We start from the raw sequence: 25,802 nt of genomic DNA on the forward strand, positions 1-25,802 counted from the left end.
AGCGGGGGTAGTCCAAATCTTTCACTGCGTACGGATAAATTTCTGCGAAGATGAATCACTAAGCCAGGTGCTTGTAAGTGGATAATAATGAATGCTCTTGGTAGGGTGTATCGTACAGCGACTTAACTACAATCAATGGAGTAACAATGAGCGTTCAGCAAGAGCAAGCCGTAGAAATGGATAGTGAGAAAGCCGCTGAGCTGGTAGCTGGGATTATTCGATCTGGTGTGGTCATTGCCAATGAGCGATGGTTGGTTGGCAAGTTAGGGGAGAGCGGTGAGCCAGCCCGTAATCTTCGTTTTGCGATCTTCTCCGCCGGGGAACATGGGGTGACCTTTGATACGTCTACTCATGGAATTGACTTCAAAGCATTAGTGCGAGTATTTACTTCTGTCATTTCTGAAGAAGAGTCAGAGGAAGCGGCGCACCTCCTAATGGCGAACCTTCAGAGTCGCCATGTTTGTCGCGGGAGTAAGGTCACGACCGAGAAGGTTGAGCACAGCGATAACCTCGAGGGATGGCGGAAGCTGGTAAGGCACTATTATGGACTGATCGTTATCCTTTGCTTGGCAATCTTAACGATCATTGGTGTATATGCTAAATTTAACCAATTCACTGTTGTGGCACTTGCAATGTATCCCCCTTTGACATCGGCTTGGTATTACTCAACACCTGAGGTGGTGCATGGTCCAAGTTTTAGAAAGATGAACCGGGCGGCACAGATCAATACCATGCTCAGAATTGCGGGGTTGTTTATGTCGGCTGCTGCATTCATTAACATAACTCCTAAATTGTTTTGATATAGGTCTAAGGGCTTGCTTTCAGTCCCACTAAACCGGTCTAGCACTAGGTTGCTGAGCACCAAACGCTAAACATCCTTCACATAGGTCGCCGGTTGGCACGCCGCGGGCGACCTTATATCGGTTTTCCTACTTTATTGCGAAGCGGCGATTGAAACGGTGAGTTTTATACCGGCGTCTACCATGGGGGCGTATACGATCATAAAAGCTGTTTGGATCGCTTTGCACCATTCTCCAAAATACCCTCATGATTGAAGGATCGAACCTTGAATAAAGAGAAGCGGCCTCGACCTACTTCGGTTGGTGTTTCAGTAGAAATTGGTACGGCTTATTCCTGGAACTGGATCCGTCAAAAGAATTGGATGACCAGTAGGAATAACCGACCACACGTTGATCATTGGCCATGATTGACTCGGTAGCGGACAAAGCCTTCCCCATCGCAGCGTCCCAAGTGTATCCATTCCATTGCTGCCCATAGGCCGCAAGACCAAGCACAATCGGCCCTTTGATGTCCTCCATCTTACCTACGACGTAGCGCTGTCTATTACCTGGACCTGTCCTTTTGTCATCGAAGGCTTTGCAATCATCTTCGCACTTGCTGTAGGCCTGCATTGAGACAAAGTCGGCCGCACCTAGCGGGATTTCCTTGGCACCAATATGGCTCCCATGGGTAGTAATACCAACCGGTACACCAGGCCTCATTGATTTCACTCTATCCTTGAAGTCTTGAAACGCCTCGGCATGAGTCTTGTAACCGCAAACAGCGTTCCGCTTCCAAGTGCCCTCAAGATCCAGTTCAACCGCATCGATACCCCCTGCTAGTAAGGCTGGCACGAGGTCCGAGCGTGAATCGAGCAGGTCATCTATTGCTACCTTGGTCGGTGGCAAGTAAACAGTCGCTATGACATACATGTCTTTAGCTCGAAGGGCCTTCACCAGCTTATCAACCTGGTTCAAGCTGGCGAGGGGTATTGGCTTCTTCGCTTGGTGTTTTTTACTCAGGGACGCAGGCTCCTCAGGCGCACATTTGGTTGCCTCGATGGGCTCCTCAGTAAGCATGATGTGGACTCGGCGAACACCAATGTCATCGAGCCTTTGGACCAAGGCATCTGAATAATTCACGGGGTTCTTCCACCAAACGCCGCGGCCTTTCAACACTTCTTCCAGATCAGCAGCTGACACTCCCAGAGAGAGTCCCATCAGCAAGAGCGGCGCCTTAGACATGTTTGATTCTCCGACCGTAAGGTCGACTCAGCTTAGTTCAGCCATTGAACGGTATCCAATTGGATATTAGGTCAAATCGCGATAGGTTCAATGAGGTAAATACCGTTTAGCAGCCTTGACGTAAAGCTGTAATGCGTCTCCACTAGAGAAAACTAATCCCTCATCGAGCTTTTGACAGGTAGTCCCAATTTGGTCGGATTTAACTTCCATAGGTGAAGCCGTATGAGAGCTTTCTCAAAGCTTGGTGGTGCGTTGTTACTATTGAGTTCTTCGTTTCCAATTTTTGCAGACGATTGTGGGGTGGACGGTAAAATTACGGGCAAATTTCAAGAGGAATTTATTAATCTAAAGGCCCGGTTTTTCCCCGATGGCTCAATTGCAGTTAGGGCACGACTAGCCGTAAACCCAGATGGTGGGGCGGGCTCGTACACTGTCGGTGATCACGGTTTCACATATATAGCAAACGGTCTATCACTTTGGCGAAATGGTAAGCGGCATAAGTGCAATTTAAAGTGCTCCAAAGAGTTCCTCAAGGCTGAGGCTAAAGGCTTCGTCGCAGGTACTACTGAGTTCTGCGTATATGCGATGGAAGTCGAACCTCTGACGCCAAGCCGTGATTTGGTCTCGTGCGAGGACGGAAGAATTGTAGTCGGCAACGGGAAAGGCCGGCTGAAATTGGGCGGCATGCTCGAGACTGTAGCGGGTAAGCATGTCCAGTCCTACGTATCTACAACCTCCAGGAAACACATAGTTAATGGCACCGCTCAGCATTTAGACTCCGAGTCACTCCCTATCGCTGTTACGCCGAGGACTGACCTGCTTGGCAAGGTCGTCTGGGTGAGTGGTACTGGGTTCACGGGTACTTATGCCTTAATCGGCGACAAGGGTCCGGCATTTGGTGAAGGCTCAATTGCACTTCATCAGCTACTGCGAACTGGTGCAATTGCTCCGCAAAAGTCAGGACCGATTTCTTTAGAGGATCGGTGTAAATCAGGGGAGCGCGATTTACTTCCGCCGTTCCAGTCCCGGCCTGACCTCAAGGACGACAAGTGCAGGGCCGGTTATACGGCAAAATCTCCAAGCGACATCCGAGCCTATACAGGAATAGTAGAGCAGTTGGATTATGTGATCCTTGGGACTGCCCAGTTTCCGACACTTGGTAGAGTGATTCAGGAGACAGTTACAGTTGACTCCATAAAGACTAGAGCGGATACGGCTGGTTACACGCAGGAGAAAATTAATAAAATGCTCGCATGCCTTGCCAAGTGACGGTTCAGGTGCTTGTGATTAAGAGCCCTGGGGGGCTTAGTCACAAGCTTCATTGCAGTGGTGGACTAGAACGACTTAGCGCACTCATCAACCCTGGCCAGCACCAAGTCCTCTTCTTCCTGCGGGAGACTAGCGCCTACGGCGAGGGGCACCAGCCCTTTGGCGACGAATGCACGGTGTTTAGTATCGGCTAGTTCTTCTACTATCAACGCGTTTTTTAGCTGCTTCAAGTCCGGATCTTTCAGAACTACTGCCGACTGAGCTTGGTAGAGTTTTCGACGAACCTCCTCGATGCTATCAGAAGCACTTGTTATGCCTGCTTTTGATAGGGGGTTAGCATCTTTGAGTGGCGCTACGACACCCAGCATACAGTCCATCGCTATGCTGGCCTTCCGGTAATTCAAAGCTTGGATCGTGAACTCATACCGCTGCCCGTAGATCGAGGAGCCGGCCGCAATGGCGCCCCCGGTGTAAACGGTAGAGGTGGATTTCGCCAGTCCGCCGATAACTCCGATGATCCCGCCAGCCACCGTGGTGTCCTTTGTCACGTTATTCGCGGTGATTAGATCGCTATGGATCTTAAAGTAGTGATCGCGGTAGATGAGCAGGTTCAGTTTCAAGTCGTGTTGAGTTTCTGGTTTCGTCAACGCCGCGCCTAACGCTCCAGGCCGCTTGCTGTTGGCTTCACGTTGCGCCCGAGCCTCCCTTGCCTTTCCGTCAGGCCCCACGTCAGTTTGAGGCTGCAGAACGGAGTCTTCTTCCGTCGGTTCATTGAGGGGGAGGGGATAAGGGTTAACACAACCGGTGAGCAAGCCAATCGTTAGCGCAGAAGCTGAGCCAAAACCTAAACGCATACACATCTCCAATGTCGAAAATGAAATGAATTTATGAATGATAGCTTAGAGCCATATTTTTGCTGATTTTGAAAAACCCAGTAATGAGCAGCCCTCCGCCGGATGGCTAGCGGGGTCGCGAGGTAGGCGTCCTCTTCATTTTCAAGTTTTTTGTTGACGATCCTGCGTTCTCTGCTAAAAATACGGTCGCTTGCTAGTTGATCTTGAGATCGGCTGACATGGTAGAACGCTGGTCTACTCAAATAAACAGCCACCCAACCTTCGCGTCATCGCATCGCGAAACTACCCCATAGGGATCCGTCCTATGGGGACGGTTCTCCTTTTTCAAGGAGTGTCGACTCAGTATGAATCCAAACTACTCTCATGACCGCCACGTCTCAAAGACCAGACGAGGTGTAAACAAACAAGTGTGAATTATCCGATTTATTGACAAAAAACCGAGCAGACTTGCTTCTTATGCGGCATATCGCTCTGTTTTTTATGGATTAATCGTCATGCTTTTCGTTCTTAGGTAGGCATAACCGTTCTAAGGTCTCAGACCCGGAACGCGCGAAACCCCCGATGGCCAAGCCTCGGGGGTTTTTTATTTCACCATGACTCCAGCACCGAAATTCGCTGGACTACGCTACAGCCCGATACAGCAGGTTTATCAATGACTTAAGCGAGTTCAACATATGCCGGTGCTTTCCGAAACCTGACCTGACTTCCGACCGCCTGACTCCTATCCGGCCCTTGGAATCCAGGTCTTTCCAAGGAGTCATCATGGCTAAGATCAAACTCACTAAGTCCGCTGTCGATGCGGCGCAACCCCAGGCAGAGGCCGTCGAACTCCGGGACACGCTGGTCCCCGGCTTCCTGTGCAAGATTACCCCGGCGGGTCGCAAGGTGTTCATGCTCCAGTACCGGACGAACGCTGGCGAGCGCCGCAAGCCCTCGCTAGGACTGTACGGGGAGCTGACCGTCGAACAGGCGCGGTCGCTGGCGCAGGAATGGCTGGCCCAAGTCCGCCGAGGCGGAGATCCCGCCGCAGAGAAGGCGGAGGCGCGCCAGGCACCTACGGTCAAGGAGCTATGCACGAAGTTCATGGAGGACTACTCCAAGAAGCGCAACAAGCTCAGCACCCAAGCCGGCTATCAGGCTGTCATCAATCGCAACATTATTCCGCTGCTGGGACGCAAGAAAGTTCAGGACGTGAAGCGTCCTGAAATCGCCGGACTGATGGAAAAGCTTTCGTACAAGCAGACCGAGGCGAACAAGGTATTCAGCGTCTTGCGCAAGATGTTCAACATGGCCGAGGTATGGGGCTATCGGCCCGACGGTACCAACCCTTGCCGTCACGTCCCGATGTTCCCTGCCGGCAAATCGACTCACCTCATCAGCGACGAAGAAATGGGCAACCTGTTCCGACAGCTCGACAAGATCGAGTCGGAGGGGCTGGAGAACTACGTCATCCCTTTGGGAATCCGCCTGCAGTTCGAGTTCGCCGGCCGCCGCTCGGAAATCATCGCGCTGGAATGGAACTGGGTTGACTTGCAGAACCGGCGCGTCGTCTGGCCTGACAGCAAGACAGGCGGCATGTCTAAGCCCATGAGCGAGGAAGCCTATCGGCTACTCTCGACGGCACCCCGGCAGGAGGGTAGCCGCTATGTGCTGCCTTCTCCTAGCCACGCTGGCAAGCATCTAACCACGGGCGAGTATTACGGTGGCTGGAGCCGTGCGCTCAAGGCGGCTGGCGCTACGCACGTGGGCACGCACGGCATCCGCCACCGTTCGGCGACCGACATTGCCAATTCGGGCATCCCGGTCAAGGTCGGCATGGCGCTAACGGCGCACAAGACCGTCGTCATGTTCATGCGCTACGTCCACACCGAGGATAAGCCGGTGCGAGAGGCGGCCGAACTGGTGGCGAATCGGCGTAAGACGATCACCGGGATGCAGGGAGCCAAGGAGGTGGCCGCATGACCCGGCGCAAGGCATCCGTCTCAGCGCCAGCAGCGCCGCCCGCGCTGCTGGGCGACATCCGGGCACTGATCGAAGCGTCGCGCCAGCGCGTCGCCTCGGCGGTCAATGCCGAGCTGACATTGCTGTTCTGGCGCATTGGCCAGCGCATCCATACGGAAGTGCTTGCCGGGCAGCGGGCCGGGTACGGCGACGAAATCCTGCCGACCCTGGCGGCGCAGCTTGTCCGCGACTACGGACGTAGCTTCGCGGACAAGAACCTGCGCCGGATGGTGCAGTTCGCCGCCACCTTCTCGGACGAGCCAATTGTCGTGACGCTGTCACGACAATTGAGCTGGTCGCATTTCGTGGCGCTGCTGCCGCTAAAAGACCCGCTCCAGCGGGACTACTACGTGCAAATGGCCAGCGCCGAACGCTGGAGCGTGCGGACGCTACGCGAGCGCATCGACTCGATGCTATACGAGCGCACGGCGCTGTCCAAGAAGCCGGACGAGACGATCACGCAAGAGCTGGCGGCGATGCGCGATGCGCAGCGCATGTCGCCGGCGCTGGTCATGCGCGACCCGTACATCCTCGACTTCCTGGGCCTGCGCGATACCTGGCAGGAAGGCGACCTGGAAGCCGCGATCATCCGCGAAATGGAGTCTTTTTTGCTGGAGTTGGGCGCGGGCTTCTCTTTCCTAGCCCGGCAGAAACGCATCCAGATCGACGACGAGGATTTCCACCTGGACCTGCTGTTCTATAACCGCAAGCTGCGGCGGCTGGTGGCGGTGGAGTTGAAGATCGGCGAGTTCAAGGCAGCATACAAGGGGCAGATGGAGCTTTATTTGCGTTGGCTCGACAAGCACGAACGCGAACCGGAGGAAGCCTCGCCGCTGGGCATCATTCTTTGTACCGGCAAGAAGTCAGAGCAGATCGAGTTGCTGGAGCTGGACAAGTCGGGCATCCACGTAGCCGAATACCTGACGACCCTGCCGCCGCGTGCGGTGCTGGGGGAGCGGTTGCAGCAGGCGACCGAACGGGCGCGGTTGCAGATCGAGCAGCGGCAGCCTGGCGAGAAGTCCTGACAGCAGCATCTGTCCAACCGTACACCCAAACCACAGCACGAGCATGTGGCAACGGATCTCTTGCTCTATCGAGGCTCCATGCTAGTGTGGAATCGCCATAGGCCGATAAGGAACTGGCCTGCGGCTCAAGGATGCGCTGGGGCTAGTGGGCGCGAGCGCCCAATCACATGATTATCGCGGGCAGCAGCGCCATGTTCTATGCCGATCGCTGTTTTAATTAAATATCTCAAACTATAAAGTCAGTTAATTTTTTCAAAATATTCACGAATCAAGTCATCATTTTTTAAATACGAATCGAGAATCTGAAACAGAAAAAGATCCCCGCTAATATTTATATCAAACGGGATCATTGAGTTATCTATTTTGAATGTCTTTATTTTTCTATGCCCCTTGATGTTGGCATTGCTCAATCTTTCTTGATAGCTATCCAACGTATATACGATAAATTCGTGATCCAAGTGAGTTATAAAAAAATCATCGCCTTTTGAACTGTATTCAAGATGGATGACTTGCGTTACGACGTCGTCGCCTGCCACCTCAAAGTCCTCCATCAATTCTTCAAAAGTCAAACTTAGCTTCTCTGCGTCATGGTGAATCCATAGATTGTTCTCATATTTATCGGTGGAGTAGAACTTTGACAATCTAGGAAGGGAAGATATTTTCAATCGCAACGGAGCGCCAAACTCCATCTCCTCCATTGCAGGGACATAATCGGAGACGTAATCAATCCTGAATGCTATTTCGGACAGCATTCCTTTTTCAATGAGTTCCTCGATAGAGGTAAGCAGCTTCCTCGGAACTTTTATCCAGAAGTGTCGCCCTATGCGTTCATCGCGTATTGTCTGACTATCCTTGTCGTTGAATATCTGAATATTCTCGTTCAGGCTGACAAGACTATATTTAGAGAACTGAGCATCTTCCTTTCTTATGTCAATTCCAATTTTCTCGTACTCACGTTCAACTACCTTGGAATATTTTAGCTCCAGCATCTCAGCCCTCCCCATGATTGATTGGTGCTTGGAATAAAAAATGCAGCCAATGCGATAATTTGCGTAATTTTCTTTTATGTACGAAACACCATCTTCGTCATGGATATGCTTGTAGGAATTGTTGAGAATTTCTAGCGATCCCGGATACTCGTTGAGATAATTATTTAAGTAGTCCATTAAATGCTGGATTGTCTTTATAGCCAATCGCTTGTCCACTAGATCAAGCTGTGGCCCATAAAACTTGGCTGCGTTTGGATGGTCGCGTTTGGCTTCAAATTCTTTCAGAATGGCCGCCTTTTCATTCATGCAGCCCTCCGTATAAGCACGCATTACGTCTGCCTGAAAGCTCTCATTTGCCAGAGAGGTTTGGATGAGGGGAAGCAATTTCTTGACAAAGATCGGGTCTTTATTAAGAAAGACGTAGCAAAATTTCCCAAAGCTGAATAACGCGATTTTTTCCGAAGAAAATTCATTGATTTCTTCAAAGATATTTTTCATATTTTTTACTCAACTCGCCGTAGTCCAAATAGTAAGCGACGGAACCTTGAGCGTCTCCACTTTGTGGATCGCGCTGCTCCACGTTCGCTATTCGCTCATCCCTGACGGGACTGGCATTCGCCAGCCCTCCACGGCCCGACACTGTGATCCGGGCCTGCGCGCTCCGCTTGCATGTTGAGCTGGCGACAGCAGGGCATGCAGAGCGAGCCGCGCGCAGATGATTCAGCCAAACGCTAAACAAAGCTGTAGGGCATCCCATAGAGAGCGCGGTTGCGCTACTCGTGATTTCTATGGAATTTGATCGTATCCAAAACTGCATGAGGCAAGCTTGCGAGTTACTTGATACTCTTCGCCAGAATACTGGCGAACTCGACCTCGTTCCGAAACAAGGTGCAGGTTCTTCCTTGCCCGCGAACCAATGACATACAGCAATTTCATCGCGCTTTCTTGACCGTTCGGATCATTGAAATGCGGCACCATATCTTCTAATAATGCATAAGCGATCACTGCATCGAACTCGGCTCCCTTGACGCCGTGTATCGTCGAGATGGTGATTCCAGTCCTATGCTGAAATACCTTCCTGAATGTCTCAATATCGCCTATAAATTCGCTACCTTCACTCTTCAATCGATTTACCCGGGCTTGCGAACTATCGAAGAAGGCAACGTGATGCTCTTGAAGCAGCGTGAAAAGGCGAAAGTCGATTGCTAAGTTTGCAAACAGACGCTCGAAAAATGCGCTCAAGTAGGTAAGACCATCTGTTTCATCGATCTTAATTGCATTGCACTCCCTCAACAAGGACCTCCGCGTGAGCTTCGACACGCTAGCCCCGGCCGCCTCTAGGTCATTCAGAATCTCCCCGGCCCACCGCAGTCTGCGCACATACATTCCCGGCGATGCCTGAGTAAGTGCAATCTTAGAAAGCCTGTACCAGAAATTCTCTGTGTCCCGTGCAAAGGGAACCATACCGGGGCCATCGAATGAGTACTCCGGCATGCTGGCGACCAAACGACGTGTCATGCTTGCAAGATGCGTCCACTGTGGCGCGAGAATGCACACCTCGTGAGGTGAGATGCCCATAGTCTCAATGTTGAAACGGATGAGCCGGATGAGCTCAGCGTCCAGATCATTTTTGCTCACTGTGTCGTCGAATGAAATAAGGCTTGGGTACGCCTTGTCCTCGGATGCGGCTTCGATGCGTGTGTTGTGAACGTTGTAGTTTCCGAAGTACTCAATGATGCGCTCAGAAGAACGGTAGTTCCGCGACAGTTCGAGTTCGTCCAAATCGATATTGGCCATCGCCTTGAAATCCTCGAAGGCAATCGGATATCCGCCAAGCGATTGATAAATCGCCTGGTTAGGATCTCCGACAATAAAGGCCTTGGTCGCACCTTGACCAGCTTTCAGAATGGCGGTGATGATCGAATACTGAATTCGTTTGGTGTCCTGATACTCGTCGATCAGCACGAAAGAGAACAACTGTGCCAGAAGAGTGCTGATCGCAGGATGACGTGCGATCAGTTGGTACGCATAGTAAAGAATGAGCTCAAAGTCTAGCTGCCGACTTTCGTGCAGAATCTCAAAATACTTGCCCAATATGACGTGAAGACCCGAATGCTTCCAATCTTGTGGGCAGGAGAGCACATATCCAGTTTCGGTGTAATAAAACTCACAATCCCAGAATGTTATTTTTGGCTTCTGGTAAGGCTTGCACAATGCCTCCAGGATTTTCTCGCGCTCATGCTGATCGATCACACGGAAGCCTCGATCCAACGCTTCGTGATAGATGCCGTACGGTTTCAATATCCATTCAAGACAGAACGAATGTATCGTTCCTATCCATAATCGGGATGTATCCACCCCAAGGCTCTCAATGCGCTCGTGGATTTCGTCGGCGGCACGGTGCGTATAAGTGATGGCAACGACAAACTGCTTGTTCGATTTCAGCCTGGACAACTCATAGGCGATTTTGTAGGTGAGCGTGCGCGTTTTCCCGCTGCCCGGGCAAGCGATGAGAAAGACGCTCCCTGGCTTCAGAATGGCTGCTTCCTGCTCGGGATTCAGATCATCTTTGTTCCACATGAACATGATCAGAACACCGCGAGTACATCGTTGATGCGATCATCTGGGAACGTGGCAAGCATCTCGTTTCGGATGCCGACGAAGTCGATGTCTCCATTTCGGAAGGCCAGCAGCTTGGCCCTAAAGTCGTCGAATACGGCAGACGCAGTGAAGATATCTTCTGCATCGATGTAGTTCACGCGGTAGCTCAGCACGTTAAACCAGACTTCCTTAGTGACCACCGGATGCGCAAAAGCGATGGCGTCCAAGATGTACTTCGGAATGGCGGTCTGCGGATCGATCTTCTTTCCCAGCAAGATGGCAAACCATCCCTTGCCGTAGTTGTCCGCCATGGTCAATGCGCGCTGACCGAACAACGCGATGTCCGCTGATTCGAGCTCCGCCTTGGCCGTCGCGATGGTTGGTGCATCCTTGTAGACATCAGGAAGGATGCCGACCACCTTACGCGCATTGCCGGCGGCAATGAAGTCGACCTCGAAGGTATGGGGGGCAAAGAATGGAGAAACCCACCCGTTATCTTTGAAGGTGTCTTCCAATAACGCTTTCCTGGCGACCCCTTTTTCCTGGGATGCCTGATACTTGCCCTTGCGCCGGAGCAGCCCTTCGGAGTCTCCCGCCGCCGGCGTTGTGTCAATGATGGACTTGTCAAGGTCGGTGACGATGCTGCACCGCTTCCGGATTCGGGCATCATCGAAAAGAACCGCGACGTTCTGAAATCCAGTGCTGCGGATATTAATTAAACTGATGCCGAGTTCATCAAGGCTGACGCCTAGCACGTTCTTGATCAGGATCGGAACGAGAATTTCTTCTGCATCGCCCTCCACTAAGAGGACGCTCTTGGCAAACAACAAGTTGCTACGGACAGCATCCAGGTAGCGTTGAATGTTGCCGATCTCTTCTGGGTTTAGGCCAATTGCAGGCTGGTATGCCTCGCAACGATCACCTTCTCTGCCGAGGATGTTCACGTTCTGAACATTGCTGACCTCAGAGATGTGCGTCGAATGGGTCGAATAAATGATCTGTGTGTCGTCGTATTTGAGCTTGTCGAACAGTGTTTTCTGGATATGTGTGTGAATGTGAGCTTCCGGCTCTTCGATAAGCAGAAAGTTGGCGATCGACTGTTTAGCCTTTTGATACTTGAATTCAAGCAGTTTCAACGTGAGGAATATCAGGTTTGCTCCACCAAGGCTCAGCTCGTGGATCGGTCCTTCGTGGCTCTCCCCCGATTCGCCAACGAACAGCTTGAGCGACTGGAACAACTTGTCAGCTTCGTCTGGCAGATCCGACTTGATAGAAAGAGAAGACGGCGAATACGCCTCACCCGCCGCATCCTTGATGGTGTCTCTGATATCCGTCCGGACGACCTGCACGTCTGGCAACGCTTCGATGGAGTCATTCAATGCCTTTACCCCGTCGGTGATAGCCTGGAACGCCACGGGGTCGATATCGCCGCTCTTGCCCTTCAGAAGCGAAAAGAGCGGATTTGTCCGGTTGTTGTGAAATTCGGAGACGACGTCCCGTAGCGCCTGGACGAAAGTGAACGAAATTTCTTTGGAGACGGACAGCACGTTCGGAATCTTCGCGCCGATAACACGAAATTCAACCTCTTCATTGAATCGAACATTCGCGAAGTCGCCGACCACATCCTTATAGAAGGCCTCGTCGTTGAAGTCGGCTTCACTCCGACCTGTGAAAATCGTTTCATAGTCGTCGATGGTGACCGGGTTCAGGATGGCGTCGAGGCCTGCCTGATCACCATCGTTCAATTGAGAAAGTCGCAGCCTGATTTCCTTCTTCGGACGAAAGATCAGGTTGTAAGTGGCCTTGCCGTTCGCCTCTTCCTCAATTACGCCCGTCCCATGTCGGAAGAGCGCCTGCACTGATTCATCCGCAGAGATTTCCTCAAACTCAAGACTGATGATGATCCAATGTCCCTGCCAGCGCCCTAGGCCGCGATGAAAGTCGGTATGCTCCAGCCGGTAGGCAGAGCGAATCATGTTGTCATCAAGCAGCAATCTGATTGCGCGAAAGAGATTGGTTTTGCCAGATCCATTTTCGCCGATGACAGTGTTGATACCCTTCTGGAACAGCAGCTTCGTGTTGGGAAAGTTCCGGTAGTTGACCAGGCTGAGCTTGGATATATGCATTTGATTCAATCTTGTTGTTGAAATCCACATGCCGATCGGCCGATGGATTGGTTGAACACTGCAGCCATTGATCCCAACTACGGAATGGCCAACTGTCAGTTGGTTTTAGAACGGCACCGTGTCTAAGGTAGGAATCGGTTGGAGCGCATTTTTAATCTCGGTTAGCCTTGCAAGTAGTTCATCGAAAGTCACGATCACGATCTCTGCGAACGCATTTCGAACGAGCTCGAATGACTTTCTTTGCTGATGCTCTTGTGGCGTCATGCCAGCGACAACTATGCAGCGAACCGCATAGCTGTGGAGGTCGTATCGGTTCATGTTATTTTTTATGACGGGTAGTTCACTCTGCAATTTGAAACGCTGATCTAGAATTTGAGCAATCGCTCCACCCAATTCTGTCGATGGGCCAAAAACATCATCTCCACGATAGGGAGATTTTCCTAGCAGTTCGGTTTGCGGCTTTTTTATCTCAATGAGGCCAAGATTGCCCGTGGAAGCGGATGCGTATAGAAAATCTGAAAATTTTCCGCCGGACCCGTTAAGTCGCTTGCCACCTGCATAAGCTTGCCCCTGAACCAGCATGGCTGGAACGGCAAATGCAAGACTAAGTATGAAAGGATTTTCCAGAAAGAAGCTTTGCCACTTGCTTTCCGTCAGTCCTTTTCCAAGCATTTCCTGGTATCGCTCAATCAGTTGATTCAGTGTGATGAGCTCAATATCATTCTTTAATGCCAGCAGCGAGCGCGGCTCAGATTCCGCCAGTGCTTCTATATTGTCTTGAACCATGCGAACAGCGGCGCGCCGATCACGCTTGGAAAGCGTCACATGCTGCCGCCCACCATCGGTCATTTCCGTTAGTGCATCAGGTCTTACGCTCTTCTTTAGAGCGGGAAATTGTGCTGAATCGGCAGCATGTAATAAGGTCTGGTAGACATGAAATTGCTTGTCCTTGCGCGCGTCTCTCTGGTGGCGAGAGGCTATGCGATTTAATTCTTTTCTTAATTCATGAAATCTTCTTATTCCGAGAATAAAGAATGGCGAATCAATTTTCGCGTCATTTCCTTTGTGGACAATGAGTATGCTTACGTTTTCTAAGCTGGCGGCTGTTTCGCAAATTTGCCGATATTCCCACAGAAGCCCCAAACCGAATCGAAAATCTTTGGCAAACCCATCCGGCAACTGCTCAAGAAGCCCAACGACATCGTCAGTAGTCTCTGGCAGTATGTAGGGCTCGATAACAGGCCGAGCGACGACGATGCGTTCAAGGGTGCCGTATTTAGGTTGCAGGTAATCGTCGCGATCTTCTCGAATATTAAGAGGCCAAATGGTCAATCTGTCTGGACACACATTGAGCAGTCTCGCTATTGGCGAATCCGGCTTGCGCTCCGCTGCGGGAATATCAGTGAAGAAAACGTTAATGCCTTCCTCTTCCGGTTCGGCTGCTTCAATGACAAGGAAGGGGCCGCCGTCCAAACGCTCACGTTGATTGAATGCTGAAGGTCTGATAGATGCCATGAACTATTCTTGATCCCTACTGTTCAGAGAAACGATTTGCGGGCCTTGCCTCAGCGCAACCTTATGGTGCCTTCCGATCAGAATCGGACGACACACGATTGATGTCAAAGGGGAGTGCCTTATCTGCCGCGATTCGGGTCAGCAGCATCCGAATCGCATCCGAAATTGATAACCCCATTTCAGCCAGAACAACAGTTGCGGCTTCTTTAATCTGCCCGTCAATCCGGGCACGAACGACGTCGTTACTTGCCATTGTTGCGCTCACAATAGATGTAGCTACATTGTGGCTCATAAGTACTATTGCGTCACTTACATTTTGTTGTGAACAGTAGAGCATCCCGGCGTGCCGCCGTCGGGCTCGCGGGCGTTGCCCCGCGCCTCGTGCCGAGTCGCGGCCATGCGGCTTTGATCCCTGATGCCTCCGGCCGTCTCTTCGCTCCTGGCCTGCGCGCGGCGCTTGCCCTCCAGGGGATCGGCTGGACAGCCCATCCCCGCCGCGCCTTGCTTGGCGCCCCTCGCATGCACCGAACAGGTTGCACCTGATCGACCAACAGCCATCCAGCTAGGCGTGCCGCTGGCACGCAGGGGCGCTCGCCGCGCGGCGTTGGTTTCAGCGCACCCCCTGGCCCATTGGCCGCTGTTCGTCTTTCCCCAAGTTCATCGCTTTTTCCCGCGACCGTAGCCCGCGGTGCCTGGCCGTCAAGGCGCGCAGGGCCGAGTCCTCGCTGCGCTGCGGGCCGCACCAACCCTGCGCTTCTCCCTTGACGGCCAGTCCCTCGCTGGCCCGGTTTTTCGCGGGCGATGAACTCAGGAAAGACGGCGGCAAACAGGACCGGCCCAGGTCTCTGCGCCGAACCAACCGAAGCCACAACGGGCTCCGAATCTTGGAATCCGGTCAGCTTTGAAACCACAGCAACTCATTGGAGAAAACCATGCAACTCGCATCTCGATTCGCTTCCCATTCCCCGACGCTGCGCAGTGACTACCCGCTGTCCGACGACCAAATCCGCCGCGTAGCCCCGTCCATCTTCGCGGAGGCCCCGCACGATAGCCGCTCCGAACGGTACGCCTACATTCCCACCGCCGCCGTGCTGGCGGAACTGCGCAAGGAAGGGTTTGAACCCTTCATGGCAGCGCAAACCCGCGTGCGGCACGACGACCGCCGCGACTACACCAAACACATGATTCGCCTGCGCCATGCCAGTCAGATCAACGGCGCGGAAGCCAATGAAATCGTGCTGCTGAACTCGCACGACGGCACCAGCAGCTATCAGATGCTGGCCGGAATGTTCCGGTTCGTTTGCAGCAATGGCCTTGTGTGCGGCGATACCGTGGCCGATGTGCGCGTGCCGCACAAGGGCGACGTGGCCGGTTCTGTCATCGAAGGCGCTTTCGAGGTGTTGAGCGGCTTCGAACGCGTGAAGGAATCCCGCGACCTGATGCGCGCTATCACGCTGGACGAAGGCGAAGCCGAAGTGTTCGCCCGTTCCGCGCTGGCCCTCAAGTACGACCCCACCGATAACAAGCCCGCGCCCATCACGGAAAGCCAAATCCTGATGCCGCGCCGGTTCGACGACCGCCGCCCGGACTTGTGGAGCGTGTTCAACCGCACCCAAGAAAACCTGACCAAAGGCGGATTGCATGGCCGCAGCGCCAACGGACGCCGCCAGCAGACCCGCCCCGTGCAGGGCATTGATTCCGATGTGCGCCTCAATCGCGCCCTCTGGATGTTGGCCGATGGCCTGCGCCAGTTGAAGGCCTGATTCCCCACGCGGCAGGGGCAGGCAGCAGCCCTTGCCGCTTTCTTCGCTGCTGCATCCCTGAACCGATAGGAGTTATCACCATGAACGCCATTACCCAAACCGAAGCCCGCGCCCTCAACACCGCCGCCGCTATCCCGCTGGAAGCCGCCGACCCGACCAAGAACCTGATTTTGGTTCCGCTGTCGCGGCTGGTGTCGCGTCCTGCTGGCCGCAACGTGCGCAAGACCCCGCGCATGTCCATTCCCGAACTCGCCGCGAGCATTCAGCGTGTCGGCCTGCTGCAAAACCTCATCGTCATTGCCGCCGCCGATGGCGAGCATTACGAAGTCGTGGCCGGTGGCCGCAGGCTGGCCGCGTTGAAGCTGCTGGCGAAGAAGCGCCGCATCAGCAAGGAATGGGAAGTGCCTTGCCTGTTGGTGGCCGATGGCACCGCCCGCACGGCCAGCCTCACCGAGAACGTGCAGCGCGAAGCCATGCACCCCGCCGACCAGTTCGAGGCATTCGCCGCGCTGGTGGCCGAAGGCCGACCCATCGAGGACATAGCCGCCGATTTCAGCGTCACGCCGCTGGTGGTGCAGCGCCGCTTGAAGCTGGCGAACGTCTCGCCCCGGCTGCTGGCCGACTACCGCGCCGAAGCCGTGACGCTCGATCAGTTGATGGCCCTTGCCATCACCGACGACCACGCCGCGCAGGAAACCGCGTTCTACGACGCGCCGACGTGGCAGCGCAACCCTTCCCAATTGCGCGACCGCCTCACCGAGCGCGAGATTGACGCATACCGGCATCCGCTGGTGCGTTTCGTGGGGCTGGATACCTACGGAGCCGCAGGCGGTGGTGTGCGCCGTGACCTGTTCGCGGAAGGTGACGCGGGCGTGTATCTGACCGATGCCGCGCTGCTGGAACGGCTGGCGCAAGACAAGCTGGCAGGTATCGCCGCCGAGGTGAAGGACGAAGGCTGGGCGTGGGTGGATGCCACCCCCGCCGTGACCCATGCCGACCTGCACGCCTTCCAGCGTGCGCCGAGGGAGCGCCGCGAACCGAACAAGCGCGAAGCGCAGCGCATCGAGAAGCTGCAAACCAAGATGCACGAACTGGCCGCCGCCGTGGATGACGCGCTTGATACCGAGGACGAGGAAAAGGCCGATGCCTTGCAGGAAGAAGGCGAAGCCGTGGGCGAGCAGTTGCAGGCGCTGGAAGATGGCTTGCAGGACTACGGCACGACCGTGAAGGCCGCAGCCGGTGCCATCGTCACCATCGACCGCAACGGGCAGGCAGTGATTCATCGCGGGTTGATGCGCGAGGCCGAGGCCAAGGCGCTGCGCACACTGGAACGCCTGCGCCAAGGTTTCGGCAGCGAAAGCGAAGCCGGGAACGACGACGAAGGCGAGGACGACGAGCAGCCCAAGACCGCCGCCATGTCCGACAAGCTGGCGCAGCGGTTGAGCGCCCACCGCACCGCCGCGCTGCAAATCGAAGTCGCCCGGCATCCGCAAGTGGCGCTGGCCGCGCTGGTGCATGGCATGGTGCAGACCGTCTTGCAGGGCAGCCACTACGGCCACGACTTGCCGCTGGGCGTGAGCCTGAAAGCGCAAGACCGGCTGGAAGGCATCGCCCCGGATATACCGGATTCGCCCGCCGCCGTGGCGCTGCGCGAGTTGCAGCAGGTAGCAGGCGAAGGCTTGCCGGAGGACAGCGCCGAACTGTTCGCCGTGCTGCTAGCGAAGTCGCAAGATGAACTGGTGCGGCTGCTGGCGATATCCGTGGCCGTCACGGTGGACGTGGTGACACCCCGCGCCACGCCGCAGCAACCGGGCGCGGAACTGGCGCAGGCTGTCGGCTTGGACATGGCCGCATGGTGGAAGCCCACCAATGAGGGTTATTTCCGGCATGTGCCGAAGGCCGCGATTCTGGAAGCCGTGGAGCAGTACGCCCCGGCGCACGTCACCCGGCTGGCGAAGTTGAAGAAGGCCGACATTGCCAGCGAAGCCGAGCGGCTGGCCGATGGCACCGGCTGGATGCCTGCCATCTTCAAGGCCGAAGGCACCGACGACACCACGGCGCAGGATGCGCCGCAGGCGGTGACGAACGACGAGCCGGAAGCCATCGACAACGACGACGAGCAGCAGGCCCACGCACTCGCCGCCTGACCTTCACCACCACCGAGCGCCCCGGTTTCGGCCGGGGCGCTTCGCTGTTCCATCAGCATCGGCCCCAGGCCGTTCCGCCCTGGTGCCGATGGTCAAAAATCCGGGCGCGGCGGTGGCCGCGCCCGGTTTCCAAGCCCAAAGCCAGAACGCCCCTTCGCCGCCTTCGGGCGGACGGCGAAGGGGCGGCGCACAAGTGACCTTGTGCGCGGGAAACCCTCGAAGCCCATAAGTGCGTCGGCGCACAGCGCCGACGACATTCCGAACGCGCCCCACCGCAATGGACGGGCGTGTGGGGCTACGCCCCGGCTTGCTGCCGCAGGTTGCACGAAAGCGTGCCGTCCTCGACGCTGGCGGTTCGTCGCCTGTACGTCACGAAGGACGGTTCACCGACACGCCGCCCGGCCTTGCAATGGAGCTTCCACGCCACGCCTCACGCAAAGGGCCGCAAGCAGCAGTAGGGACGCTTTCACCTTGTCGCTGGGCATTGTCCTTGCCCGTGTCAGGGCGCAGGCCGGTGAAGCCGTCGCGCGGGGATGCCGAGTCGGCCATGCCTCCATTCGGGAGCGGGCGGCCAGTACGTCCTTGTGTTGTTGTGAATCCTGGCGGTGGCTGGGCTTCATGGCCGCAACCTTCCAGCGAAAACAATTCCCCCTGCGCTGCGCGCATTCCTCGCGGGACAAATTCTTTTCGCTTCCAGGTTCTCCACGGTGTTGCGACCGCTGCGCGGTGCGGCCAGCCCATCCCCCGCCGGACGGATCACAACAAGGACGCACTGGCGCGACCTTGTTCAACCCGAAAGGAGAAATCATCATGGCTAACATCGGCACCTTCACCGCAGAGAAAGACGGCTTCACCGGCCAGCTCCGCACCCTGACCCTCAACTTCAAGGTCAAGCTGGTTCCCAACGACAAGGGCGAGAACGAAAGCGCCCCGGACTTCCGCCTGCAAGCGGCCGGCCACGACTTCGGCGCGGCGTGGAAGAAAACCAGCGAGGCCGGGCGGGATTACCTGTCGGTGGCCATCGACGATCCTTCATTCCCGGCGACGGTCTATGCCCGCCTGATCGAAGGCGAGAATGACACGCACGACCTCATCTGGTCGCGCAGCAAGCCCAAGGCGGCCTGACGGCCGCCCACCGCGCCCCGCCCATTGCGGCGGGGCGCGGTGCTGCTGATCGCAGCATCGCACGCACAGGGTTTCGGCAGTTGCCCCATGTCCCGCATGTCCAAGGCCAGCATTGCATTGGTGATGGTCGAATGGCTCGAAGCCCGTGGCAGTAGGAACAGCATGGCGTGTCGGCGCATTGCGCCGCCGGGCTTTCGGGCTGCGCCCCATGCCGCCAATGGCGTCATGTCCATTCGGCTTCAATCCCTCACGCCTTCGCGCCTGGCGGCGCTGCGCGCTCCGCTTGCGGGCATTCAGACGCGCTAGGGCGCGTCGCGCTCTTTCAGCACGGCCTCGAACTCCTGGCGCACCCGCGCCAGCAGTTCGTCGGCCTTGTGCGTGTCGTCGCCGGCGTAGGCCAGCGTCAACAGCGTCAGCGGATGCACTTCCATGACCTCGCACAGCTCGGTCAGCTTGTGCAGGGTCGGACTTTTCAAGTCGCGCTCCAGCGTACTCATATAGGTGCGGCTGGACACGTCGGAGAACGCTTCCTGGCTCAAGCCTCGCGCCTTCCTGACTGTCCGTATTGCCGTTGCCAATGAGTGTTTCGCTGTCACTAACTTGGTTTCCCCATAAAAACCAAGATGACAGCCCATTGCGCCCTATAGGGCTACAATCTATAGTGTTCATTCATGGCTGAAAGGCCCGCTTTCGTGCTTTTACGGAAATCCGCAGATGCGGATTCCGACAGAACCGGGGAATCGCATCCGTGTCTTTCCGGCTTCCGACAATTCCGCTTCGGCGCTTCTGTTCTTCTACGGATGCGATGGCTTGCACATCGGTGCTTCCACACGAATGCACGGATGCGTTTCGGCAGTTCTGCGCTTCGGCACCAAAGCGCATTCGCGCATCGTCGGTTTCGTGGAGAAGCTGCCCATGACCCTGCCGCTTGTCACCGCTGATGAACGCGCCCGGCTGCTGGCCCACGGCGCGGCGCTCGCCGCTGGTCAGCGGCTCGACCCGCTGCCCGTGGTGCGCTTGTTCACCCCGGACGCGCATGTGACCTGGCTGCTGGTGTCGCTCGACCCGGCGGATGGCGACACGGCCTACGGCCTGATCGACCTCGGTATCGGTATGCCTGAGCTCGGGATGGTCAAGCTGTCCGACCTGGCGGGCATCGTCGGGCCGCGCAAGCTGCCGGTGCGGCGGGATCGGTATTTCCAGGCGGTGCGCCCGTTATCGGAGTACGTCCGGCTGGCGCAGGAGAACGGCGCGATCACGGACTGATGAAAACCAGCGCGGCCTAGCCAGCCGGGGCGCATCGTGACTATTTCAATCTTGATCAAGACCGTGCAGGTCTGAATCCGCATTCTTGCACCGAAGTGGTGCGATCCTGTTGAAAACAGTCCTGATCTTGGGCGCGGGCTGCGGCACGGTGTTCGGTGCTGCGCGTCATTTTCCTGAAGGCGTAGCCGTCGCATTCAGACGATTTCCGCAACACGCAGAGCCAAATGGTCTTGACACCGACAGTTACAGCCTAACCAATTTTGATGACGACCTGATGGCATTTCGATAGTTCCCGCATCGCGGAAATCGTGGCGACGCATCCCAAACAGAGGGAGGTTTCGCCATGACTGATCGCAGCGCCGAACACTGGTATCCGACAGCGGCCTATCTCTACGTTCTGCACCTTGACGGCCCTGCGCTGGCGTGGGAATACCTGCGCCGAAATCCCGACTACCGCCGCGACTGGCTGCGCCGCCGCCGCCGGCCGGACACGGCGCAGGCGTGGGGCCTGCGCCTGCTGGAAGACCCAGCCCTGGATGCGCGCGACGCGCATCCGGCCTGGTTTCCCGATCACGATGCCGTCGTGCAGGTTTACCCGGACGATGACCCGCCACCCGAAGCCCATGCCTTCGAGTTCTGGCGCGTCCCTGGCCGCAAGCAACTGATCCACGACGGCAAGCGCCTGGTGCTGGTGTCGCATTGGCCCGGCTGCTGCCTGCGGCTCGCGCTCGCGCCGGGCCTGGAAGACGGCATGGCCTACCTCTACGCCACCCGCGCCTGCGCCACGCCCTGCGCGCGCTATCGCACGCTCGCGTCCGAGCTGGACGCATTGGCCGTGGCCACGGTTGCCACGCCTGCGGCGGCGGCCCGTTCCAGGCCCACGACGGCCGCGGTGCTGGAACTGCACACCTTGCAGACGCTCGACGCGACCCTGGCGGGCGCGTCATTGCGCGAAGTGGCCGAAGGGCTGTTCGGCGCCGATGCCGTCGCCGCCGACTGGCACAAGGACAGCGCCTTACGTGCCCGCGTGCGGCGGCTGGTACGTCGTGGCGATGCGCTGATGCGTGGCGGCTATCGCCGCCTGGCACAGCTTCCGCCGCCGTTGCAGTAGGGGGGGACGTTTCGCGTCCCCCGTAGATCGTCCCTTAGCAAGCAGCCTCGCTTTCTTGAAAGTGCCTCTAACCGGCCGCGTGGTGTGGCCGGGCTTGATGGAGGTACATCCCATGCGACCCGCTCCCTTGCGGCCTGCCGCCGCTGCTGTCGCTGCGCCTGCGCAGCCCCAACGCTACCTGACCAACGACGAAGCCGCCGAGTACCTGCGCCTGTCGCCACGCACGCTGGAGAAACAGCGCGTGATCGGCGGCGGCCCGAAGTTCCGCAAGTTCGGCCGCCGCGTCATGTACGCGGTGTCCGACCTCGATGCCTGGGCCGACCAGCGCAGCTACGAGGCGACTTCCGACCCGGAATATGCCGAACGCCACGCGGGCGATTACCGTGATGGCCGCTGATCGCTGGCGCGTGGGTGGCCGTCGCCATGTCCAGCCCGCCAGGGCAAGCCTTGCAGCGCGAACAGCTCGACCTGTTCCGCGCGCTGCCGGGCGACATGGCACCCCGCGACAGCCAGGACTTGATGGCCTTTCCGTTCTTCTCGCTGGCGAAGTCGCGGCGTACCGCGCCGATCGACTTCCGCGCCGGCGGCATCACCATCCGCGTGGAGGGTACGCAGGAGCACGGCATCGCAACGATATGGGATGCCGACCTGCTGATTTGGGCCGCCTCGCAGATCGTGGAGGCGCGCGACGCGGGCTTGCGCCCGTCGCGCTGGATACGCGCCACTCCCTACGAGATCCTGCGCTTCATCGGGCGCGGCACGTCTCTCAACGACTACCTGCGCCTGAAAGCCGCGCTCGACCGGCTGCAATCGACCACGGTGGCCACGTCCATCCGCGAAACCACGGGAAGGCGATTGCATCGCTTCTCGTGGATCAACGAGTGGAAGGAACTGGCCGATGCCAGCGGCGTGCCGCTGGGCATCGAACTGATCCTGCCGGACTGGTTCTATGCGGGCGTGCTCGATGCCGCCTTGGTGCTGACCATCGACCCAGCCTATTTCCGCTTGAAGGGCGGGATCGAGCGCTGGCTGTACCGCCTGGTGCGCAAGCACGGCGGCAAGCAGCCGGGCGGCTGGCAATTCGACTTCCGGCACCTGCACCGCAAGTCGGGCAGCGCTGCGCGCTTCTCCGACTTCGCTTACGACCTGCGCGTCCTGGTGGCGCGGCAGTCGCTGCCCGGCTACGTCCTGGGCATCGAGCGAATGCCGGACGACGGACAAGAACTGCTGACCTTCCGGCCCGTGCTGCACACGGCACGGGGATAACTCGTGGAAAAGGTGTGGACGGCCTCGTGCTATCAGGAGTACCGGGTATCGTGCTATCGGGAGTACGCCTATCGTGCTATCAGGAGTACGAAAACGCCGGAAAGCCAATAACGGCGCGGGTTTGCGGCCCCTCTAACTTCCCTAACAAGAAATACATAACTTTTAGTAGAAGCGCGCCGTTTCGGTGGACAACCGAGAAACGGCACGGCGAACAGCGTTTTGCACGGCAGGTAAAGCCCGGCTTTCCAGCAGGGAGGGCCGCGCCATGATCCTCGCTCTGCTCAACCAGAAAGGCGGTGTCGGCAAGACCACGCTCGCCACGCACATCGCGGGCGAACTGGCGATGCGCGGCCAGCATGTCGTCCTGCTCGATGCCGACCCGCAGGGTTCATCCCTGGACTGGACGCAGCGCAGAAGCCAGCAAGGCTTGCCACGGCTGTTCAGCGCCGTGGGCCTCGCACGCGAAACGCTGCATCAGGAAGCGCCAGAACTCGCCAGGCGGGCCGATCACGTCATCATCGACGGGCCGCCGCGCATCGCCGCCTTGGCGCGCTCCGCGCTGCTGGCGGCCGAGCGCGTGCTGATCCCGGTGCAGCCCAGCCCCTACGACCTCTGGGCCAGCTCGGAAATGGTTTCGCTGATCCGCGAGGCGCAGGTGTTCCGGCCGCTGCTCCGCGCGGCCTTCGTCATCAACCGGCGCGTCAGCACCACCATCATCGGGCGCGAGGCGCGGCAATCGCTCGCCGAACAGCCGCTGCCCGCGCTGCGCTCGGAGGTGCATCAGCGCATCGTCTTCGCCGACAGCGTGGCCGCTGGCCGGCTCGCACGCGAGACAGCGCCCGACAGTGCCGCCGCCCGCGAAATCACCGCCCTGGTGGACGAACTGCTGCGGTGGCCGACATGACAGCGCAGCAGCCACCCAACAGCAAACGCACGGGCAAGCGCGTCGGCATCGGCGCACGTCCGCCCGCGAATCCGCACGCCGAGGCGTGGATTCGTCAGGGCGATGCCGACGCGCTGGGCAAAGGCGACCTCTACACGGCCCGCCTCACGCTCGACATCACGCCCGCCATGCGGGCGCGCATCAAGGTGTCGGCCTTCACGCAAGGCGTGACCGTGGCCGACCTGCTGCGCGGCCTGCTGGAGCGGGAGTTTCCGCCGGAGAACACACCATGAACGCATTCGCTTGGCCTGCCGCGAACGCGGCACCGGCTGCGCCGCTGCCTGCGCTTTCGGCACTCGCCGGACAGGCCGGCAATGTGCCGCTGACGCGCGTTTCGCTGGCCTACCTCGAACATCGCTTCAAGCTCTACCTGCGCTTCGGCGAACCGGCGCGCACGCTTCAGCTCGACCGCTGGCGGCGCTGCGCGGTGTTCCTGCCGGGCGCGATGCTCTGCCGCATCCGCTGGCAGGCCAACGACTACGGCACGATCCGCTGGCAACTCATGGTGATGCAGGCTTGCACACCGCTGGACGCGGCGCAGCGCATCCCCGGTGTTCAGCCGGGCGCGCGCTTGCTCCTACACACCGAAGGCGATGCCAACGTGCGCGCCGTGCTGGAGCGCATCGACGGCATCGAGGCGCTGGGCATCGCTGCCATCGACGTGTCGCCGGCGTACTGGCGCACGCTGGGCAACCGTCTTGCGGCTCGCCTTGCGCTGCCCGAATACACCACCGAGCGGCATACCGCCTGGCTGGCCGGGAAGGTGCTGCCATGACCGCCCCGACCACCACACCCAACGCGCCCGACGTGGCGCCGCGTCCTCGCTCACGCCTGCGCGCTCGCATCGTGCTGGCGACACTGGCCGCCATCGGCTTCGCTGCGCTGGCCTGGGCGGCTTTCGTGTCGCCGCTGCCGCGTCTGACCTACAACCCGTCCGACAGCGTGGCGGTCGGCTGGTATCGCATTGACCCGTTCGACCCGCGCACCGCCTCGCTGCCACGTCCGTTGTCCGTGGACAGCATCGTGCTGGTGCCGCTTCCGGCCACGGCTGCCGCGCTCGCTGCGCAGCGCGGCTACCTGCCGACGCGCGTTCCGCTGCTCAAACGTGTGGGCGCGGTCGCGCCGCAACACGTCTGCATCGTCGCCGGTCAGGTACGCATCGACGGCGTGCCTTCGGCCGCCGTACTGCCCGCCGACCGGCTGGGCCGGGCGCTGCCGTCCTTGCAGCTTTGCCGCCGCCTTGAACCGGGCGAACTGCTCCTGTTGAGCGTGACGAATCCAGCATCGTTCGACAGCCGCTATTTCGGCCCGGTCAGCGCATCCGCCGTGATCGGCGTTGCGCATCCGGTGTGGCCGGAGATACGCCCATGATGGCCGCCGATTCGCTGCGCTCTGACGTGCCATCGGGCATGTCGTTCTGCTGGCTGCTTCAGTGTCGCTGCGCCTGTCGTGCCGGTGCATTCGCACCGCACGTCGCGCAGCATCCGGCGCAGCCGTCCAACGTTCAGGCGTCTTGCCTCGAACGCGCCCGGCCTGCGGCCATTGGCGCTTTCGCCGGCGCGCTGTCTGTTCACGCAGCAGCGCCGCCGGGCCGCCGTTGCCTGGAGCGACAGCGAAGGGCAAAGGCGGAAGGCAAGACAAAAGGACGCGGCACCTGGCCGCGTCGAAAGCCAGTCAGCACATGGGGGGAACGCGGCACGGAGCGGCTTCGCCACCGTGCCGCGTTTGGCGCGAGGGTCGCGCCAATGCTGGCATGTCCGCGTGCTTCGCACGACAG

At 57.9% G+C, this 25,802-nt stretch carries 24 protein-coding genes; 16 read left to right on the top strand and 8 right to left on the bottom strand.

All coding sequences use genetic code 11. The features are described 5' to 3' along the window. The first annotated feature begins 146 nt into the window (after nt 1-146). On the top strand, nt 147-800 hold the full coding sequence (locus A7D21_RS26865) for a hypothetical protein (protein WP_069553108.1): 654 nt from the start codon (nt 147-149) through the stop codon (nt 798-800). A gap of 291 nt (nt 801-1,091) precedes the next feature. Here the strand turns inward: A7D21_RS26865 and A7D21_RS26870 are convergent, their stop codons facing one another. Beyond that, nucleotides 1,092-2,024: a hypothetical protein gene (locus tag A7D21_RS26870; RefSeq protein ID WP_069553109.1), complete on the bottom strand. Its 933-nt coding sequence runs from the start codon at nt 2,022-2,024 to the stop codon at nt 1,092-1,094. Nucleotides 2,025-2,246: 222 nt separating this feature from the next. Between A7D21_RS26870 and A7D21_RS26875 the strand changes: the two genes are divergently transcribed. Next, nucleotides 2,247-3,293, top strand: a complete 1,047-nt coding sequence (locus tag A7D21_RS26875; protein WP_069553110.1) for a hypothetical protein — start codon at nt 2,247-2,249, stop codon at nt 3,291-3,293. 65 nt (nt 3,294-3,358) lie between these two features. Here A7D21_RS26875 and A7D21_RS26880 read toward each other — a convergent pair whose 3' ends face one another. Beyond that, nucleotides 3,359-4,147: a hypothetical protein gene (locus A7D21_RS26880; protein WP_256556464.1), complete on the bottom strand. Its 789-nt coding sequence runs from the start codon at nt 4,145-4,147 to the stop codon at nt 3,359-3,361. Between the two features lie 762 nt (nt 4,148-4,909). Here A7D21_RS26880 and A7D21_RS26885 point away from each other — a divergent pair. Continuing rightward, nucleotides 4,910-6,109, top strand: a complete 1,200-nt coding sequence (locus A7D21_RS26885; protein ID WP_004883034.1) for a site-specific integrase — start codon at nt 4,910-4,912, stop codon at nt 6,107-6,109. Then, complete coding sequence (locus tag A7D21_RS26890) at nt 6,106-7,173, top strand: YhcG family protein (protein ID WP_004883035.1); 1,068 nt, start codon at nt 6,106-6,108, stop codon at nt 7,171-7,173. The genes A7D21_RS26885 and A7D21_RS26890 overlap by 4 nt, the downstream gene beginning before the upstream one ends. Before the next feature lie 239 nt (nt 7,174-7,412). On the opposite strand, the gene A7D21_RS26895 is transcribed toward A7D21_RS26890, so the two are convergent. From A7D21_RS26895 to A7D21_RS26915, 5 genes are all read right to left on the bottom strand, one after another. Further along, the gene (locus A7D21_RS26895) at nt 7,413-8,660 is read right to left on the bottom strand and encodes a hypothetical protein (protein WP_023326010.1); all 1,248 of its coding nucleotides are present in this window, start codon (nt 8,658-8,660) and stop codon (nt 7,413-7,415) included. A 288-nt stretch (nt 8,661-8,948) separates the two neighbouring features. Continuing rightward, the gene (locus A7D21_RS26900; RefSeq protein ID WP_004883039.1) at nt 8,949-10,748 is read right to left on the bottom strand and encodes a UvrD-helicase domain-containing protein; all 1,800 of its coding nucleotides are present in this window, start codon (nt 10,746-10,748) and stop codon (nt 8,949-8,951) included. A gap of 2 nt (nt 10,749-10,750) precedes the next feature. Further along, the gene (locus tag A7D21_RS26905) at nt 10,751-12,889 is read right to left on the bottom strand and encodes an AAA family ATPase (protein WP_004883041.1); all 2,139 of its coding nucleotides are present in this window, start codon (nt 12,887-12,889) and stop codon (nt 10,751-10,753) included. A gap of 105 nt (nt 12,890-12,994) precedes the next feature. After that, the gene (locus A7D21_RS26910) at nt 12,995-14,404 is read right to left on the bottom strand and encodes a Shedu immune nuclease family protein (RefSeq protein WP_004883043.1); all 1,410 of its coding nucleotides are present in this window, start codon (nt 14,402-14,404) and stop codon (nt 12,995-12,997) included. A 61-nt stretch (nt 14,405-14,465) separates the two neighbouring features. After that, the gene (locus tag A7D21_RS26915; protein ID WP_004883046.1) at nt 14,466-14,657 is read right to left on the bottom strand and encodes a type II toxin-antitoxin system RelB/DinJ family antitoxin; all 192 of its coding nucleotides are present in this window, start codon (nt 14,655-14,657) and stop codon (nt 14,466-14,468) included. A 679-nt stretch (nt 14,658-15,336) separates the two neighbouring features. Between A7D21_RS26915 and A7D21_RS26925 the strand changes: the two genes are divergently transcribed. From A7D21_RS26925 to A7D21_RS26940, 4 genes are all read left to right on the top strand, one after another. Then, a complete protein-coding gene (locus A7D21_RS26925; protein ID WP_004883049.1) occupies nt 15,337-16,167 on the top strand; it encodes a DUF932 domain-containing protein in 831 nt (276 codons plus the stop codon). 80 nt (nt 16,168-16,247) lie between these two features. Then, a complete protein-coding gene (locus A7D21_RS26930) occupies nt 16,248-18,314 on the top strand; it encodes a ParB/RepB/Spo0J family partition protein (protein ID WP_004883050.1) in 2,067 nt (688 codons plus the stop codon). An 810-nt stretch (nt 18,315-19,124) separates the two neighbouring features. Then, complete coding sequence (locus A7D21_RS26935) at nt 19,125-19,439, top strand: DUF736 domain-containing protein (protein WP_004883051.1); 315 nt, start codon at nt 19,125-19,127, stop codon at nt 19,437-19,439. An 87-nt stretch (nt 19,440-19,526) separates the two neighbouring features. Further along, nucleotides 19,527-19,745, top strand: a complete 219-nt coding sequence (locus A7D21_RS26940) for a hypothetical protein (RefSeq protein WP_103790875.1) — start codon at nt 19,527-19,529, stop codon at nt 19,743-19,745. Here A7D21_RS26940 and A7D21_RS26945 read toward each other — a convergent pair. Then, on the bottom strand, nt 19,742-20,035 hold the full coding sequence (locus A7D21_RS26945; protein WP_064717570.1) for a helix-turn-helix domain-containing protein: 294 nt from the start codon (nt 20,033-20,035) through the stop codon (nt 19,742-19,744). The two genes, A7D21_RS26940 and A7D21_RS26945, sit on opposite strands and share 4 nt — an antisense overlap. 319 nt (nt 20,036-20,354) lie before the next feature. Here A7D21_RS26945 and A7D21_RS26950 point away from each other — a divergent pair, with 319 nt between their 5' ends. The 8 genes from A7D21_RS26950 to A7D21_RS26985 all read left to right on the top strand — a co-directional run bounded on the left by A7D21_RS26950 (nt 20,355) and on the right by A7D21_RS26985 (nt 25,396). Then, the gene (locus A7D21_RS26950; protein ID WP_028699139.1) at nt 20,355-20,705 is read left to right on the top strand and encodes a DUF2958 domain-containing protein; all 351 of its coding nucleotides are present in this window, start codon (nt 20,355-20,357) and stop codon (nt 20,703-20,705) included. Between the two features lie 343 nt (nt 20,706-21,048). After that, nucleotides 21,049-21,816 carry a DUF2285 domain-containing protein gene (locus A7D21_RS26955; RefSeq protein ID WP_004883055.1) on the top strand — a complete coding sequence of 256 codons (768 nt, stop codon included), beginning with the start codon at nt 21,049-21,051 and terminating at the stop codon, nt 21,814-21,816. A gap of 112 nt (nt 21,817-21,928) precedes the next feature. Further along, a complete protein-coding gene (locus tag A7D21_RS26960; protein WP_004883058.1) occupies nt 21,929-22,213 on the top strand; it encodes an AlpA family transcriptional regulator in 285 nt (94 codons plus the stop codon). 26 nt (nt 22,214-22,239) lie between these two features. Then, complete coding sequence (locus A7D21_RS26965) at nt 22,240-23,082, top strand: replication initiator protein A (protein ID WP_004883059.1); 843 nt, start codon at nt 22,240-22,242, stop codon at nt 23,080-23,082. 265 nt (nt 23,083-23,347) lie between these two features. After that, entirely contained in the window at nt 23,348-23,986 is a 639-nt protein-coding gene (gene parA, locus A7D21_RS26970; protein WP_004883061.1) for a ParA family partition ATPase, read from the top strand. Next, entirely contained in the window at nt 23,983-24,258 is a 276-nt protein-coding gene (locus A7D21_RS26975) for a hypothetical protein (protein ID WP_004883063.1), read from the top strand. Before parA ends, A7D21_RS26975 begins: the two co-directional genes overlap by 4 nt. Next, nucleotides 24,255-24,800 carry a DUF2840 domain-containing protein gene (locus A7D21_RS26980; protein WP_004883064.1) on the top strand — a complete coding sequence of 182 codons (546 nt, stop codon included), beginning with the start codon at nt 24,255-24,257 and terminating at the stop codon, nt 24,798-24,800. The genes A7D21_RS26975 and A7D21_RS26980 overlap by 4 nt, the downstream gene beginning before the upstream one ends. Continuing rightward, on the top strand, nt 24,797-25,396 hold the full coding sequence (locus A7D21_RS26985) for a S26 family signal peptidase (RefSeq protein ID WP_004883067.1): 600 nt from the start codon (nt 24,797-24,799) through the stop codon (nt 25,394-25,396). The genes A7D21_RS26980 and A7D21_RS26985 overlap by 4 nt, the downstream gene beginning before the upstream one ends. The last annotated feature ends 406 nt before the right edge of the window (nt 25,397-25,802 follow it).

This window comes from Pseudomonas sp. AP19, from assembly GCF_001728855.1.
In the GTDB taxonomy this organism is placed as follows: Bacteria; Pseudomonadota; Gammaproteobacteria; order Pseudomonadales; family Pseudomonadaceae; genus Aquipseudomonas; species Aquipseudomonas fluorescens.